Origin of the sequence: Pseudofrankia saprophytica, from assembly GCF_000235425.2 — a bacterium.
GTDB lineage: Bacteria > Actinomycetota > Actinomycetes > Frankiales > Frankiaceae > Pseudofrankia > Pseudofrankia saprophytica.
On sequence record NZ_KI912267.1, the window covers coordinates 1,359,190 to 1,375,165 of the forward strand.

At 68.6% G+C, this 15,976-nt stretch carries 5 protein-coding genes; 3 read left to right on the plus strand and 2 right to left on the minus strand.

Translation table 11 applies throughout. The features are described 5' to 3' along the window. Entirely contained in the window at window positions 1-9,963 is a 9,963-nt protein-coding gene (locus tag FRCN3DRAFT_RS48675; protein ID WP_051467498.1) for a DNRLRE domain-containing protein, read from the minus strand. A gap of 1,265 nt (window positions 9,964-11,228) precedes the next feature. On the opposite strand from FRCN3DRAFT_RS48675, the gene FRCN3DRAFT_RS50405 reads away from it, so the two are divergent. From FRCN3DRAFT_RS50405 to FRCN3DRAFT_RS0240200, 3 genes are all read left to right on the plus strand, one after another. After that, window positions 11,229-12,965, plus strand: a complete 1,737-nt coding sequence (locus FRCN3DRAFT_RS50405; RefSeq protein ID WP_007506811.1) for a lytic transglycosylase domain-containing protein — start codon at window positions 11,229-11,231, stop codon at window positions 12,963-12,965. Window positions 12,966-13,167: 202 nt separating this feature from the next. After that, on the plus strand, window positions 13,168-13,776 hold the full coding sequence (locus FRCN3DRAFT_RS48685; protein WP_157845330.1) for a hypothetical protein: 609 nt from the start codon (window positions 13,168-13,170) through the stop codon (window positions 13,774-13,776). Window positions 13,777-13,846: 70 nt separating this feature from the next. Then, window positions 13,847-14,764, plus strand: a complete 918-nt coding sequence (locus FRCN3DRAFT_RS0240200) for an ADP-ribosylglycohydrolase family protein (protein ID WP_106410665.1) — start codon at window positions 13,847-13,849, stop codon at window positions 14,762-14,764. Window positions 14,765-15,047: 283 nt separating this feature from the next. On the opposite strand, the gene FRCN3DRAFT_RS0240205 is transcribed toward FRCN3DRAFT_RS0240200, so the two are convergent. Further along, window positions 15,048-15,590, minus strand: a complete 543-nt coding sequence (locus FRCN3DRAFT_RS0240205; protein ID WP_035931963.1) for a DUF4240 domain-containing protein — start codon at window positions 15,588-15,590, stop codon at window positions 15,048-15,050. Between the last annotated feature and the right edge of the window lie 386 nt (window positions 15,591-15,976).

Genomic DNA, 15,976 nt, shown 5'->3' on the forward strand with positions numbered 1-15,976 from the left:
TCAGCGCTCCCCCTGGAGGCGATTTACATATGCTTGTTCGACGTCAGTCATCACGGTGTTGATGTTCCCATCAATCGTCTTGGCGACAAACACCTTGGAGTTTGGATCATAGTACCCAAGCTTCCACTGACCTTCGTGACGGTACGAGAACGGCTCTTTCCCAAGAACGGCCGAAGCATCCTCCGCCGAAACCCCGCGTTCCTCCAGACGCTGTAGGGCATGACCCGTGAATTCATCAGCCGGGCCCGCGACGTTAGGACGCGGAATGACTGGCTCACCCCAGTTACAGTAGCAGTCGGCTGCATGAGTAAGATCGCCGCACGCGTTGTGAACGAGGATCTCGTCGTTGCCGACGTGGTAGGTGTGGATCTCGTGGACGCTGAGGTTGTAGGCCAGCCCGTCGTGGGCGGTGATCGGTTGTAGCCCGGTGACGGCCACGACTCGGTCGTTGGCTTGGAGGACGTTCTCACCTGGGGCAAGTTCGCTGGCTGGTTCGAATCGCTGGTCGTCTGCGGACCAGTATGGGTGGTCCTCGGTGGTAGTCAGGACTGTGCCGTCGGCGAGGTCGAGGTCGGTGAGTTGATCGTGGTGGATCCAAATGTGGGTTACCGTTTCGGGTTTCTGTTCCCCGGTCTCTGGGTCGGTGGCGAGGACCTTGTCTCCGACCTGGATCTGGTCGATGGGTTTGGTGGTGCCGTCGGCCATCAGCACGGGGGTCGCACCGGCGAAGCTGCAGGCGTGTACGAGGTCATCGCCGACCCTGGCGGCGGCGCCTTCACCCGCGCGTGCGGCGGCGGCACCACCTTCCCCGCCCCTTATGAGAAGTTTTCCTGCTGCTGCAAGATCTTGCCCGACCCCTACCCCGCCGGCTCCGGGAATCGGCACCAGCACCGACGCCGCGATGACAGCTCCGCACTGGAGGGCGCCGTGGCAGTCCTTGTCTGACCATGCCTTGTAGTACTTGCTGAAGTGGTTGGGGTCCTGGTCGTCGCAGTGTCCGTACTTGCCGAAGTCGCAGGTGCCCCAGCCCAGGTCGAAAAGCCATGTCGGCAGGTCGTACTCACGTAGGCATTGGTTGGAGCCGGCATAGGTGCCGCAGACCTGGCGGTTGCCGGAGGCGGCGGGGGCGGTGCCGAGGGTCTTGGCGTACTGGTCCAGTTGCGCGGGTGTGGTCGTGTTGGAGGCGGCCGTGGCGCGTTGCTGCTGGTCCCATTGCTCGGTGAGCTTGACCGTGTCCAGTACCGTTGCCGTGTTTGCGCGGACGGCAGCGGCGGCGCTTTGTTCCCGGTCCCATTGTTCGGTCAGCCGGACCGTGTCGAGCACCGCCAGCTTTGCCGCGTTCATGGCGTTGTAGGCGTTGACGCCGGCGATCCACTTCTGGTCGCCGTCCTGGCCGAGGGCGATCATCTCGTCGTAGGCCTTGGGCGGCAGGCCCGGGTACTTGGCCATGTAGGCGTTCTTGTAGGCGACCGCGGCCGCGATCCCGGCCCAGAGTTCGGCATCCGCGCGTGACTGCTGTACCGCCTGCTTCTGTGCCGCGGCCTGTTCTTTCTGCTTGTTGTCGATTTTCGCCGACATGACAGCCATCTGCTGAGCGGCGACCTTGGGATCGGATACCAGGCCGGTGGGGTCGCTGTTGGTGAGCGGGTTCGCGGCGGCGTAGGTGTAGCGGTTGTCGGCGGCGGTGCCGGTCCAGGGCAGGGGGAACGTGTCCCGTGACAGGAATGTGGCGGTGGTCGGGTCGTACCAGCGGGCCTGGGCGGCGACGAGGTGGGTGTCGGGGTCGGTCCAGTTGCCCTGGAAGCCGACCTGTAGGTCGGTGCTGACCGGGCCCTGGGGTGTGCCGAACGGGTCGTAGCTTCGGCTTTCGGTCACCGACGCTCCGTCAGTCGTGAATGCAGCCGCCACATCCCCGTGGGCGTTCTCCAACGTCACCCAGTCACCGGAACCGGTACCAGCACCGATCAACGCACCATCCGGGCCCCGCGCGAACGCCGATGTCCCGTCGGTCGAGGGTTCCTTCTCGACGCCGTTGTAGAGGAAGTTGTACGCACCGCCATGGGTGCGGGTCGCGATCCGGTCGAGGCCGTCGTAGGTGTAGGACGTCGTTGTGGTCCCGACGGTGTGCGAGACCAGCCGGTCGAACGCGTCGAATACTGTCGTCGTCACGTTCGCCCCGGCGGTCTTGGTGGTCAGGGTGCCGCGCGCTGTGTAGGCGTAGGTCGTGGAGCCGTTGGAGACGAGCCGGTTGCGGGCGTCGTAGGTCGCGGACGTCCCGCCGGCGGAGATACGGTTCCCAGCCCCGTCCCAGCCATATGCCGTGGTGGCGCTGGCCTGGTTGGTCCAGGACGTCAGCCGGTTGGCCCAGTCATAGCCATAGCTCTGCGTCCCGGCCCCGGCGACCCCGGGCCCGCTGATCGTGGTCGAGGTCAGGTTGTCGTTGTCGTCGTAGCCGTAGCTCTGCGTCCGCAGGGTGCCCGACGGGCCGGTCAGGGTGTCGGAGGTGATCCGGCCGAGCTGGTCGTAGTCGAAGGTACGGATCGCCCCGGTACCGCCGTGGTAGTCCACCGACGTGAGCTGGCCCGCGTCGTCGTAGTCGTAGACCCGGGTACCACTCGTCGCCCCGCCATCGACCGCCGACAGCAGGCCGCGGGCGTCGTAGTCGTAGTTGCTCCAGGTCGAGCCGTCGGCCCGCTGGGAGAGTCGGCCGTCCTCGTCGTAGGTGAACGACGACCCACCCAGGTCACCCCAGCTGTCCTGGAGCAGGCCGCGGTCGTTGTAGGAGAACTCCTCGTCACCGGCCGCCGACCCGACCGAGGTCAGGTTGCCGGCCAGGTCGTAGCCCATCGACCGGGCCGCACCAGTCACCCCACTGCCCGAACCCGTCTCCAAGGTGAGCCGGCCGAGTTCGTCATAGGTGGCGGAGCGGGTGACGCCACCCGGCTCGGCCAGGGTGACGGGTAGGCCGCCGCTGTCGTAGGTGGCCTGCCAGGTCCGGTCGGCCAGGTTCGGGTAGGCCGGAGTCGACGGTTCGATCGTCTTCTCGGGCAGGCCCAGTGCGTTGAACGTGTAGACGGTCGGATGGCCGTTGCCGTCGGTCAGCCGGGTCCGGTTACCCGCGGCGTCATAGCCCGCGCTGGTCGTGATCGACACTCCGGATGACGCCGGAACCGTGATCGTGCGTGGCTGGTTGAGTGCATCGAACGTGAAGGTGCTGGTGTGGCCGTTCGGGTCGGTCTGCGAGGTGAGGTTGCCGGCCTCGTCGTAGCCGAACCCGGTCGTGCGCAGCTCGGTGTCGGTGTCCGAGTAGTCCGCGGTGCCAGTCAGCCGGCCAGCCCGGTCATAGGTCGAGCGGGCCTGGCGGCCCAGCGGGTCGGTCGTCTCCATGAGCCGGCCGGCGTCGTCGTAGCCGTAGCTGGTCGTCTTGCCGGCCTCGTCGGTCGTCTCGACCAGATCGCCGACGTTGTTGTAGGCCGACACCACCGACGCGCCGCTGCCGAAGTTCGACGGACGCAGAACCCGGGTGACCTCACCGGCGTCGTCATGGTCGTAGTAGGTCGTGAACGCGGCGAGCGGGCTGCGCTCGGTGGTAGACGAGGCCCAGCGCCGGTCCAGGTCGTCGTAGGCATAGATCGTCCACGCGCCGTTCTGGTCGACCGTGTCCAGGAGGTTCCCGGTGTCGTCGTAGACCATCCGCGTCACACCGGCATCGGGCGCCCCGGTGACCTGTGGGTCGGTGACCGCGACCGGGCGGTTGCGCCTGTCGTAGGTGGTGGTCGTCGTCTGGCCACGCAGGTCGGTGTGGGTCAGGACGTTGCCCTTGGCGTCGTATGTCCACGACTCGGTCGGCACGATCGGCGACCCGCCGGGTGGGGTGTAGGACGGGTGAGTGGTCTCGGTGGCATGGCCGAGCTCGTCGTAGGCGGTGGTGGTCACCTCGCCGCGGGCGTCGCGGGTGTCGGTCACCTCGCCGAACGTGTTGTAGCCCACGGCACTGGTCGGGTTCTCGTCGGACGCGGCGCCGCCGTTCTCCTCAACCGCCACCTCGGGATACGTCGTCTCCGACACCCGGCCAGCCGGGTCCGCCAGGTAGCTCGTCGTGAACGCCGGATCCGGCGAGCCGAGCGGGTCATGGCCACGCGGGTCGGTGACACCGGTCAGGACGCCGCGCTGGTCGCGGCTGTAGTTCGTCGTGAACGCGTCCGGGCCGTCGCCGTGAACTGTCGACCAGGCCACGCGGTTCGCGTCGTCGTAGCCGATCTCGGCGGCCGTCGCCTCGTTCTCGCCGGTACCGGTCGTCGTCGCGGCCAGGTTGCCGTTGGCGTCGTAGCCATAGGAGGTCCAGCGGTTGACGCCGCCCTCGTCCTGGGCGACCCGGTTGGGCAGGCCGTCGGGGTTGTAGTACGTCTTGGTCCAGCGCTGCCAGTTGGCGGTGCCGGTGTCGGTCTCGTGGCCGGTGCCGTCGTAGTAGTGGACCTCGAGGGTGATGTCGCGGGTGTCGGTGTCGGACAGTTCGCCGATGGTGAAGTCCGGGTTGTGGTAGCCCTTGAGGATCTTCTGGTGGAGCAGGCCGTCGTGGAAGTAGACCAGCTCGGTTGTACGGCCGAGGGTGTCGGTGACGGCGGCGAGCCGGCCGGCCGGGTCGTAGGCCCGTGACTCCAGCAGCACGTCACGAGGCGAGGAGCCCGCGACCGGGTCGTCGACGAAGTCCTTCAACGTCGTCGTCGCAAGCTGGTCGCGGGGGGTGTAGGTGAACTCGGTGACGGCGCCGTTCGGGTCGGTGGACGAGGCGACGTTGCCGTTGCCGTCGTAGGTGACCGTGCTGGTCGCCTCCACGTCCGTGCCCGCCGCCACGGTCGTGGCTACCCGCCGGTTGGCGTCGTCATAGTCGAACGTCGTCGTGCGCGCCTCGTCGCCGCCGGTGGCGTCAGAAAGGACGGTCTCGGTGATGTTGCCGTTCGTGTCGAAGCTGTTCGTCGTCACCCGGGTGTGGGTGACCGACGTGATCGGGTTGGTCACGCCGGGCTCGGTCGTCGTCGCGACGGCGCCCAGCTCCGAGTAGGTGTAGGTGGTCGTCAGCCCGCCGGGGTAGGTGTCGGAGATCTCCGTCGACGTGAGACGTCGTCCGAGTTCGTCGTAGGTGTATTCGTGTGTGAGGCCGACCGGGTCGGTGTCGCCGCGCAGGTCGCCCTTCGAGTCGTAGGCGTATGTCGTCGTCTTGCCGGCCGCGTCGGTACTGGTGGCGAGCATGCCCGCGGGCATGGTCTCGCCGCCGACCGCCGCCTCGGCACCCGTCGTGTAGGTCGCGGTGGTGGTGCGGCCGGAGGGGAAGTCGTCGGTAGACGGCGCGGTGGTGGTCACCAGCTGGCCGTGGCTGTCGTACTCGTAGGTGGTGAGGTAGGTGTCGTCGTCGGGGGCGGCGGAGTTGCCGTTGCGGTAGGCGATGACCTGGTCGGTGCGTGGGTCGCCGGGTGGGCCCTCGAAGTAGTCCCAGTACTCGCTGACGGTCCAGTCGTCCGCCCGTGGGGTCCGCTTGGCGAGGACGTTGCCGTGGTCGTCGTAGTCCTGCTCGACCGTGTGGTTGTTCTCGTCGACGGTCTCGGTGAGGTAGCCGTCGTCGTTGTAGGTGTAGCGCTGCGAGCCGGCGTAGTCGGTGCGGGTGACCAGCTGGCCCCAGGCGGAGTACTCCCAGACGGTGCTGTCGCCGTTCGGGCTGATCGTGCGCACCAGGGTCGTCGGGTCGGACTGCAGCTCCTGGAACCGGGTGCGGTCGCCCTCGCCGTTCTCGCTCCAGGCGACGGTGCCGTTCGGGTTGTAGCCGATCTTCGCGGTGATGTTGCCCTCAGGCAGGGTGATCTCGGTGAGCCGGCCGTCGTCGTTGTAGTCGTACTCGGTCGGATCCGGGCTCTGCGGGCCGGTGACGGTCTCCAGATTGTTGCCGTCGTAGGTGTAGGTCCAGCTCAGCGGGCCGGAGTGTGCCGCGACCGACGGGGTCTCGACCGTCTCGACGTGCCGGCCGTCACCCGTCCAGGTGAATTCCAGTGACCGGTGCGTCGTCTGGTTCGTCGCCGAGGTGAGCTGCGCGCTGGTGTTGTAGGCGTACTCGACCCGGTTGCCCACCGGGTCCGTCGTCGAGACCAGCCGGCCGTCGGAGCGGAACGCCGAGGACAGGCCGCCCTTCTGCGTCAGCGTCGTCGCCGCCGAGACGGTGACGTCGTCGATCCGGCCCACCCCGCCGGCGGACTCGGCGAACGGGCCGGCCCGGCCGCCGTAGAGCAGGGCGGGGTCGTCGGCGGTCATGATCTCGGTGCCGTTGCGGTACACCCGGATCGACGTCCCAGCGGTGACGATCTTCATGGTGTCGGCGGCGGTGCAGCACTGGCCGGTGGCGTCGGAGACGACGGAGTCGACTCCCTCGACCGTCTTGACCAGCAGCCACTGGTTCGTCGACGGGCTGGCCTTCAGGCGCCAGTAGTTGTCCTCGTCCACGGCCCGGAACGCCAGGCCCAGGCCGTTCTGGGCGACCGGCATCATGAACGTGAAAGTCCCGTCGGGAGCGGCACCGATCGTGCTCATCGTCCGGCCGGACGCCGACACGGCACGGGCCCGGTTGGTGTCGGTGCCCCAGGTGCCGCCGCTGTCGACCCAGCCCTCGCCGTCGTCGGTCGAGCCCAGCCCGGAGGTGGAGTTCGGGTTGGTGAAGCTGTCCCGGTGCTGGTCAGGGGTGATCACCAGCGAGTCGACACGGCCCGCACCGGTGGCGACACCGAACAGGCCAGCTCTCGTCGCCGTAGCCACGTAGCTGTCAGTCACCGTGCCGACCACTCGGTCGTTCCGGTAGACCGCGATGGTGTTGCCGGACATCCGCACGCCATAGGTGTCGCCCGGGTCGCAGCACGCCCCTGTGTACGTCGCGACCACCGAAGGGAAACCGAAGCTGCGTTTCGCCAGGACAAGGGCGTTCGTCGACGGCTGGACGTACAACATCCACATGTTGTCGACGTCCTGCACCCGGAACGACACCCCGAGGTAGTCCTGGGCGACCGGCGCGGAGAACTGGACCGTTCCATCCGACGGCGCCGGCATGACCGCGACGCTGCGCGAAAAACCACCGGCGGTCGTCAGGTAGGCCTCGCCGTCCTGGACACCCCACGTGCCGGCGAGGATCTCCCAGCTCTCGCCGGTGTCGGTCGCGCCGAGCACGCTCGTCGAGTTCGGGACGGTGAACGACGCGATCCTGGGCTTCGAGGCCTGCAGGAACGCGTACTGGCCGCGCGGCGAGTCATAGGTGCCATCCCCGCCCCGGCCGAACACGTTGCGCTGGCCGTCGCCGTAGCGGACCTGCATGTCACCCGCGCCCTTCGGCACCGGGGTGACCGCGGTGTCGAATGACGACGTCCAGCCGACGCCGAAGATCCCATCGGCCGGGTCGGAACTGTTGTAGGTGCGGGTCACTTCCATGCTGGGACCGGCGCCCTTGATCACGGCGTCGGTCACCGACGCCGTGTAGTTCTGCGTCATCGGATGCACCTGTGCCACCGACGGCACATACGGGTTCCAGCCGAAGTCCCCGGCGTCGCCGTTGTAGTTCACCGGCTCGAACGCGAGCGGCTGCGTCCACGGACTGGTGTGCGTGCCATCCTTGACCTGGCCGCGCCAGTAGTAGACGTGCCCCCAGGCCAGCGCGTCCCTGGGCGGTGACCAGCTGTTCGACGCCTGCCAGCCCGACGTCCAACAGGTACCCGAGTTCGCGTCCGTCCCCGTGCACAGCTGGAACTGGTAGCTCATCGGGCTCGGGCCGCTGTCGGGGTCGACCCCGCTCAGGGTCAGCGGCGGCCGCAGCGACGCCACCGCCGTGCCCGACTCGGGCGACACCGCGGCGACGTACGGCGTCTGGTTGGTCGGGCTCGCCAGCGGGAGCTCGGTCGAGGCCATCGGCACGCCCTGGCCCGAGAACCAGGACGTCCCGGACTCCTCCATGTCCCACCGGATGTGATATGTCCCGGCGGACAGGCCGGTCAGGCTGACCGACGCGGTGAGGTCGATCTGCTCACCCGGATCCACGTCGGTCGGGATCGTCGTCTGCAGGCCCTGGTGGACGACCTCGGTCGTGTCCGAGCTGTTGTAGATGTGGTACGAGAGCTTGAAGTTCCCGTTCGCCGGCCAGGTGAACTGCCCACTGTTCGTCACCCGCACCACCACCTGCCCGGGGCCCGACGTCGTCGGCTGCGAAAGCCACGTCGGCGTGCCCGACGGGTAGCCGTAGGTCGCGCCATACGGCGTCCAGTCGATGTCGAGACGGGGCCGCAGGTCACTGCTCGGGACGGCCGGGTTGCAGGCACAGTCCGTCGACGCGAACTCCTTCAGCCAGCTCCCGGTGCTGTCCGACGTCACGATCGCCAGGCCGAAGTTCTGGTCCGGGTCGTGCGTCCAGGTGTTGGCCAACTTCCGCAGCCGCTGGTCGCCGCTGCCGATGAGCTCCTCGCCGTTCTTGCAGATCAGCCAGCCGGCATCGTGCGCGAACGACTTCGTCGCGACCTCGTCGCCGATCACCGCCCCCGGCCAGGTCATCGACGTGCCCCACCACGGCGCCTTCACCTCACGCAGCGACACCGGGTGCGCGATACAGCCACTCGCCGACGCCGTGTTGACCAGCCGTACCTTCGCGTCGACCACCGTCGCGTTCGCCAGCGCCGGGTCGTTCGGGAAACGCAGATAGCCGTGCAGGACGTCACCCGAGGCGACGCCGGCGCGGATCACGTCCGACGACGAGTAGTTCGTCGTCGGGTTCGCGCTCGACACGTAGGTGTCCTCGACGTCCGCGGTCACCTGGGTCAGCGTCGGGTCCACCCGCACCGGGAACACCCGGTCCTTCGCCGCCAGCCACCCGGTGTCGAGGTCCATCCGCAGCGCCGGCCGCCCGTCCGCCGTGGTCGTCAGGCTGTAGGCCACGCCGTCGGAGGTCGCTGCCATCCCGTCCGACGACGGCCGGCCGTCCGTCATGTAGCCGGCCGGGATGACCGCCCGGACCTTCTCGGCCCTGTCGACGAGGACGACCTGCCGGCCATCGACCTTCGCGGTCAGCCCGGTCAGCGCCAGCGGGTAGACCCAGCTCGTCGGCGCCGCCGCCGAGCCCAAGACCAGCACCTCCTTGAGGCCGCCGGCGGTCGGCACGAGCTCGAGGTCGGCGTCCTGCGCGATCCCGGCGTAGGTCGCCGTCGAACCGTCCACCTTCGCCTCGACCGGCCGCGCACCCTCGACGCCGAACGCGACCGACGTCCCGTCACCGAGGTCGAGCCGGCCCAGCGCCGCGTCGTCGGCGCGCGCCGCGACCTCGGTCGACGTCTGGGTCGAGCGCGCCCGCAGCCTGCCCTTGTCCCCCACCACCAGCGCCGTGTCGACACCGACCCAATCACCCTTGGCGTTCTTGAACCGGCTCGCGCCACCCAACGCCACCTCGGTCGTGTAGGTCCCGTCCCGGTTACGGAACACCTCCGCATCGGCCGTCCGCAGCGACGGCACCTCCACCCGCCCTGCCCGCGCCCCCGTCGCCGGATCCGCCGCCGGCCGCTCGGGAACCACCAGCGTCGTGTCCCCGAACCTCGCCTCCCGCGGCGCGGACCCGACCGCCGCCACCTCGGCCGCCGTCGGCGGCTTCGGCACGAACGGCTGCGCATGTAGAGGCTTCGGCTGCGTTCCGGTCGTTGGCACCGTGCCTGGTAGCTCCGTTACCTGGCTTCGGCCGCTCACCGGGCCGCCCCTGGCTCCGGCGTCCGCCTCGTTGGCTGGCACCAGATGCTCGCGGTCGGCCGCGCTTCCCGAGGTCGACTCCGGCAGCTTCACGTCGCTGTCGAGGAACGGGTTCTGCTCCGAGATCGGCACCAGGTTCGGATGCGTCACCCGGTCCAGGACCACGAGCGCGACACCGGTCATGACCAGTACGGGAACGAGCAGCAACGCCACCCGGCGCAGCCACCGAGGCTGCCGCGCCAGACGGCGGCCAAACGACAGAGAGCGACGCGGGGAATGGTGCCGGCCGGTCATCACAACTCCGAACGCGTACAGGGAACAGGCACGAGCCACGCAGAACACGACCGATAGGCAGGGCCACAGCCCCACGGTCATACGCATCCGGTCCGATCAAGGTGACCTCGCCGAAGGCAGGCGGAATAGGCACGGCAGGCCCGCCGAACTACGCGCACCACGAAGTACGGATCGCGGGAGAGCCTGGCCGCACCGGCCACGGGGCATCCGGATGCGACAACACCTGCCACCGGCAGGCGATAAAAGCCGACGACAACGTCGGCGACCTGCCCGGACACCAGCCAACGAACGGCCGACGATATGCAGGGCAGCGCAGATCAGCTAAGGGGACGGCGGAGGTAACGACGAGAGGCCGGCACAGCGCCGTGCACAGCAAGAACCCCCACCAGCGCCCCGGATGAATCCAGAGAGACCAGCAGGAGAACGACAGCCACACCCACGCGACCGAAGCCACGCGGGCGGTGCGCCGGGAAGCATCGCACGCTTCACAGCACACTCACAAGTAGTTCCCATACATCCCTGTAGAGGATCAACATCGGCAGCCAGGAACCCTGCCACCTCAAAGGAACCAGGTGCGCGGCTACCACCCACAGAGGCAGTCAGTCAACGGCAGGAATAACTAGTCCGATCACTGATTGCCTCCAGGTTTCGTTACGGAGAGCGAGCGTCGCTACTCAGCGAAACATCGGACCGGACGCACACAGAAAGAGACACCGCACTCACGGCCGAGTGCGGGATTTCTCGCCAACCGCTGGTCAGACCGTCGACGGTCTGCCATAGTGGCTCACCGATCCCAGAAGTCCTCGCGCCACGAGCGCCATAACCCGGATACGCCCATCCCGAGAACCCGCCAGACATGGCTGGGTAGACAAGGCTGCCCGAACCCGTTCAGCCCGCGAAGCCCCACGGTCGTCAGGCCCCATCGACCGCCCGGCCATACCGCATAGCGCCCTGACAACGCGCCCGGCCATTCCGCCCGCCGGGCACTTCGGCCTGCCTACCAGCCGCCGCAGCACACTGCCAGGCGACAGACGAGACCATAAGAGCCTTCACGCCGGCGAAGCCGGACCAGTCACCGTCCACCGCCGGAACGGCCACCTCACGGCCTTTGCGGCCGGCAATGCCACGCCGCCGCCGCGAGGACGTGGTCTGCATCCATCGGAGACAGGAAGGAGCTGACGCGGGTGAGCCAGCACGACAGCCACCTCGCCGGGACAGACGAGCCAGCCCTCTCCCCGCCGTCAGCTCCCGAACACGCAGCACCGCCCACGACCCCCGCACCGCCGGCCGTGCCAGACGATGCTGTCCGCGACCCGCAGCCCTCAGCCACCAAGGCCACCAGCCCCACCGCGGACACCGCGGACACCGCCGACCCCAACGCCGCCTCCGCCGCCAGCATCAAGGACAGCCACGGCGCAAACCCCATAGACACCGGCCCCCAGATACCGGACGCCGACGAGGCTCCACCCCGTCGACAGCGAGGCCGGCACCGCCGCCGCCAGTCACGGACACGCACGACCGGCCTGCTGCACGCCGTCGGCCTGCCCGCCCTCGGGATCCCGGCCCTCCTCATCGCGCTGCTGTCCGGCGCCGACGCCCCCCTCGGCATCGGCAGCCACAGCACCTCGACCGCGCCACCCACCGCCAACAGCGGCTACATCCTGCCGCCACTGGGTTCAGGTGCCCTACCGGTGAGCCTCACGACCGCGGACGGCGCCGACGCGACCAGTCAGGTCCCCACGGACAACCTCGCCACCGCCGCCGCCTCCCCCGGCATCACCGGCGGCCTGATCCGGCTCACCGCCACCGAACGCCAGATCCCCGCCCGCGTCCTGACCGCCTACCAACAAGCCGCCAGCACCCTCACCACCGAACAGACCGGCTGCCACCTGCGCTGGCAACTCCTCGCCGGCATCGGCAAGATCGAAACCAACCACGCCACCGGCCGCACCATCACCCCAGAAGGCACCATCACCCCCGCCATCGTCGGCCCCCGCCTCGACGGCGCAAGCGGCTTCGCCCGCATCCGCGACACCGACCACGGCACCCTCGACCACGACACCACCTACGACCGCGCCGTCGGCCCGATGCAGTTCCTCCCCACCACCTGGACCAGCAGCGGCCGCGACGCCAACCACGACAACACCAAGAACCCGAACAACATCGACGACGCCACCCTCGCCGCCGGCAGCTACCTCTGCGCCTACCACCGCGACCTGTCCAACCCCACCGACCTCTACGCCGCGATCTACGCCTACAACCCCTCCGACACCTACGTCCGCGCCGTCCTCGCCTGGACCACCGGCTACACCAACACCACCCCGATAACCACTCCCACGCCGGTCACCACGCCCGCCCCGACGCCAACCCCGATCCCGACCGCACCGACCACCACCACCGACCCGACGCCCTTCCCGATCATCAACCTGACGCCACGAACTACCCCGGCAGCCACATCCGCCGAACCCACCGCGACGACGTCCACCTGCGCGCCGATCAGCCTGACAACCACCAGCCTCACCGCGACGACAGGCGCCACCACCCTCGACATCACCGGCCGCTACACCACCGCCACCGGCGCAGGGCCGACCGTCATCCACGCCGACGCCCGCGACACCACCGGCCACACCCTCACCACCACCGACACCACCCTCCCCACCACCCCACCGACCAGCCCTACCCTGCTCACCCGCCTCCCCCTCGACCACCTCACCACCCCCGGCCAGACCACCACCATCACCGTCACCCTCACCACCACCCCGACCGGCTGCCCAACCCAAACCCTGGTCGCCCTGACCGTCACCGGCATCACCCGCCCAGGCACCCCTGCCTCGCCAACCCCCATCCTCAGCAGCCCAGCAGCACGCACACCGACCAGCCCAAGCCCCGAAACTCCGACCTCGACCCCGACGACGCCATGACCACCACCCTGCTGGCCCCTTTCTCGCCGGTCGTCCGCGACGCCCGCGGACCGCAGGTCTCACGGTGAAATGAAGATCTTTCAGCTTGGCTCGATGCAACACCACCCATCCGATCGGGTCCTCGCCGCCACGAGAGCAGTCACCCGGCAGCACCGTCGAATCTCCTCGCGCCGAACCGTCGAGCGCGTGATTGGCTGCCCATGTGGCTGCGTCCGACGTTGATGTGCCGGCGAACTGGCACGGCGGATTCTACGAACTCGCGATCAACCTTGGACCACCCGACGACGCCCGCCTCGAACACGCCCTGACCGCGACGTGGGCAGCAGCAGGAGTGGTCGGCTGTCTCGCACCGGACGGAGACGCGGAGCATCGTCCGGCGCCGTGCACGTTGGAGGGGCTGGAGAGGTTCGGCCACCTCCACGGCGTGGTGAGGCTTCCCGACGGCGGCGCCACCGTGTGCGGCGCCATCGCGATCCGCGAGGACGACGGCGACGACTGGCTCGACTTCTATATCCCACTGGGCGCGCTCGCCGACCACGACCCGAGAGTCGGAGGATTCCCCTTCGGGGACGACGGCGGCGACGTCTCACGCGCCTGGCGCGAGCCGATCGACGCCTGGCTGGCCGACGTCGGGGCATCCGTCCACGAAAGCGTCCGCTACCGCTATGCGGTGATCGGGTTCGAGGCCGCAGGGCTGTCACTCCAGGAGGTCGCTGGCGGGCCCGACCGGTACTTCCACGTCCTGCACGACACCAGCGAAGGCCTTGAACGACTTCCCGTCACCCGGTGGGACTTCGGTATGCCGCCGTAAAACCTGAAGATCGACTTCGGGCGACGTGGATGTCTCGGCGTCGGTGTTGGCCGAGTGGATGATGGATGTGATGACCATCGACCGGCGGACACGTGCGTTTGACGCTCTACACGGGCTGGCTCTCGGGGATGCGCTGGGGTCGCAGTTCTTCGTACCTGCCCACCGTGACGCCCTGTCGCGACGCGGTCTTCCGCCCGGTCCGTGGCAGTGGACCGACGACACCGAGATGGCCTGCTCCATCGTCGCCGTACTGCAGCGGTGTGGCCGCATTGATCAGGACGTGTTGGCGGCGAGCTTCGCCGAGCATCACGACTTCGACCGTGGCTATGGCCCGGGGATGAACCGGCTGCTGCGGCTGATCCGGCACGGCGGCGCCTGGCGGGAACTCGCCGTCGGGCTGTTCGACGGCCAGGGCTCCTGGGGCAACGGCGCCGCCATGCGCGTCGCCCCACTCGGTGCCTGGTTCGGCGACGACCCGGCCGAGGCGGCGGCACAGGCGGCGCTGTCAGCAGAGGTCACGCACGCCCATCCGGAGGGCGTGGCCGGCGCGGTCGCCGTCGCGGTCGCCGCCGCACTGGCCACCCGCCCCGGCACACCCGAACCGCGGACCTTTCTCGACGAGGTCCTCAGCTACGTTCCGCCCGGCCGGGTGCGGCATGGTGTCTGGGCCGCGCGCGGTCTGGCGCATGTTCCGCACGCGCAGATCGCGGTCCGCGAGCTGGGCAACGGGCGGCACACCAGCGCGCAGGACACGGTGCCCTTCGCGCTGTGGGCCGCCGCCCGCCACCTCACCGACTACGAACAGGCCTTCTGGACAACCGCCGCCACCGGCGGCGACGTCGACACCACCTGCGCGATCGTCGGCGGAATCGTCGGAGCGCACCTCGGGGTCCAAGGCCTGCCTGGCGATTGGCGCACGACCATCGAGCCGCTTCCGGACTGGACCGATGTCGCCAGCGTCTCCGCTGGCAGGGAAGACGACCAGTAGCCCCTGCGCCGCCGCCGGTGCACGGGTGAAGGAACGAATCGGCGGGGGCGTCCGGGGCCGCCATCGGACCGGCTCGGTGTCATCGGCCAGCAGACACGGCGACCCGCGGAAATCAGCGACAGCAGGTGATTCCGCCATCGGCCACGACCATGACGCTATGTGACGTTGATTCATCACCGGATGTGCGAGAGAGCTGAAAATGGAACGGAGCCGTTGACCTGAAATTCCCAGACTTGGGAGCAGGGGCACATACGTCTCTGCCCGCGGAGCCGGCGCAGGCGCGTCAGCGGGGCCAGGCGACCGCGTTGGCACCGGTTTCGCGGCTGATGCTGGAGCCGGTGTCGGTCCAGGTTCCGAACTTCTCGCGGTGTAGGTGGGCGAAGAAGTAGCACATGGCTTCGCACTCGGCGTCGAGGATCGCCATTTTGGGGTTGGTCGTCACAACGTCGTAGAAGGCGCGGCCGAGGGCGACGATGTAGCCGCGGCAGTAGAGGAAGCCGTCGTCGGAGCCGTCGGTGACCTCGTGGATGTCCGCCCGGTCGATTTCGTGGAGCTTGCGTTCGAGGACCCGGTCGAGGGCGACCAGGTCCTCGCTCGGCAGGGCTTCGGAGAGGCTGCGGAGCGCGTCGAGGAACGGGTCCAGACAGTCGTCGATCGCGTAAGGGTCCGCGAGTTCGTCGTCGTTCGGGTCGCGCTCGATCAGCGCGTGGCGCAGGGCCAGTGGTTCGGGGCCGAGGCTGGTCCAGGCCGTCTCGATCAGCGCCCAGAACCTGGCCTCGTCGGCCGCGGTCGGCAGGATCCCCTGGGCGCTCGGCGGCTCCGTCATGAGCCGGATCGTAGCGAGCCGGGCGACGGACACGGGGGCTGTCGCCGGAGACGACGGAACAGGCGATCAAAGCGCTACAGGCGGCGCGCCGGGCACCCGGTTTCGAGTGGCAGCCGTCGTTGTGAGAGACGCGGACGTTGGTGCGTGTAGCGTGCCAGAATTCGATTCGGGTGCCTGGCCTGCGGTTTCGCTGTTTGACCAGGCGGCGCGGTGGTATTCGATGATCACGCCCCCGAGGATCTTGCAGCGCCGGACGGAGCCGTCGACGAACCACTTGGTGCATCACCCGTCCGCCGACGTTGCCGTCAACTACTGCCGTCAAGACCCAAGGACGCCCCGCCGGAACGTACTCCGGCGGGGCTTCTCCACGTTCACCAATAAAATCA

Bases quoted from the DNA above. Each gene is read 5' to 3' on its own strand.
- FRCN3DRAFT_RS0240200 (WP_106410665.1), top strand. From the start codon at position 13,847: ATGACCATCGACCGGCGGACACGTGCGTTTGACGCTCTACACGGGCTG.
- FRCN3DRAFT_RS0240205 (WP_035931963.1), bottom strand. From the start codon at position 15,590: ATGACGGAGCCGCCGAGCGCCCAGGGGATCCTGCCGACCGCGGCCGAC.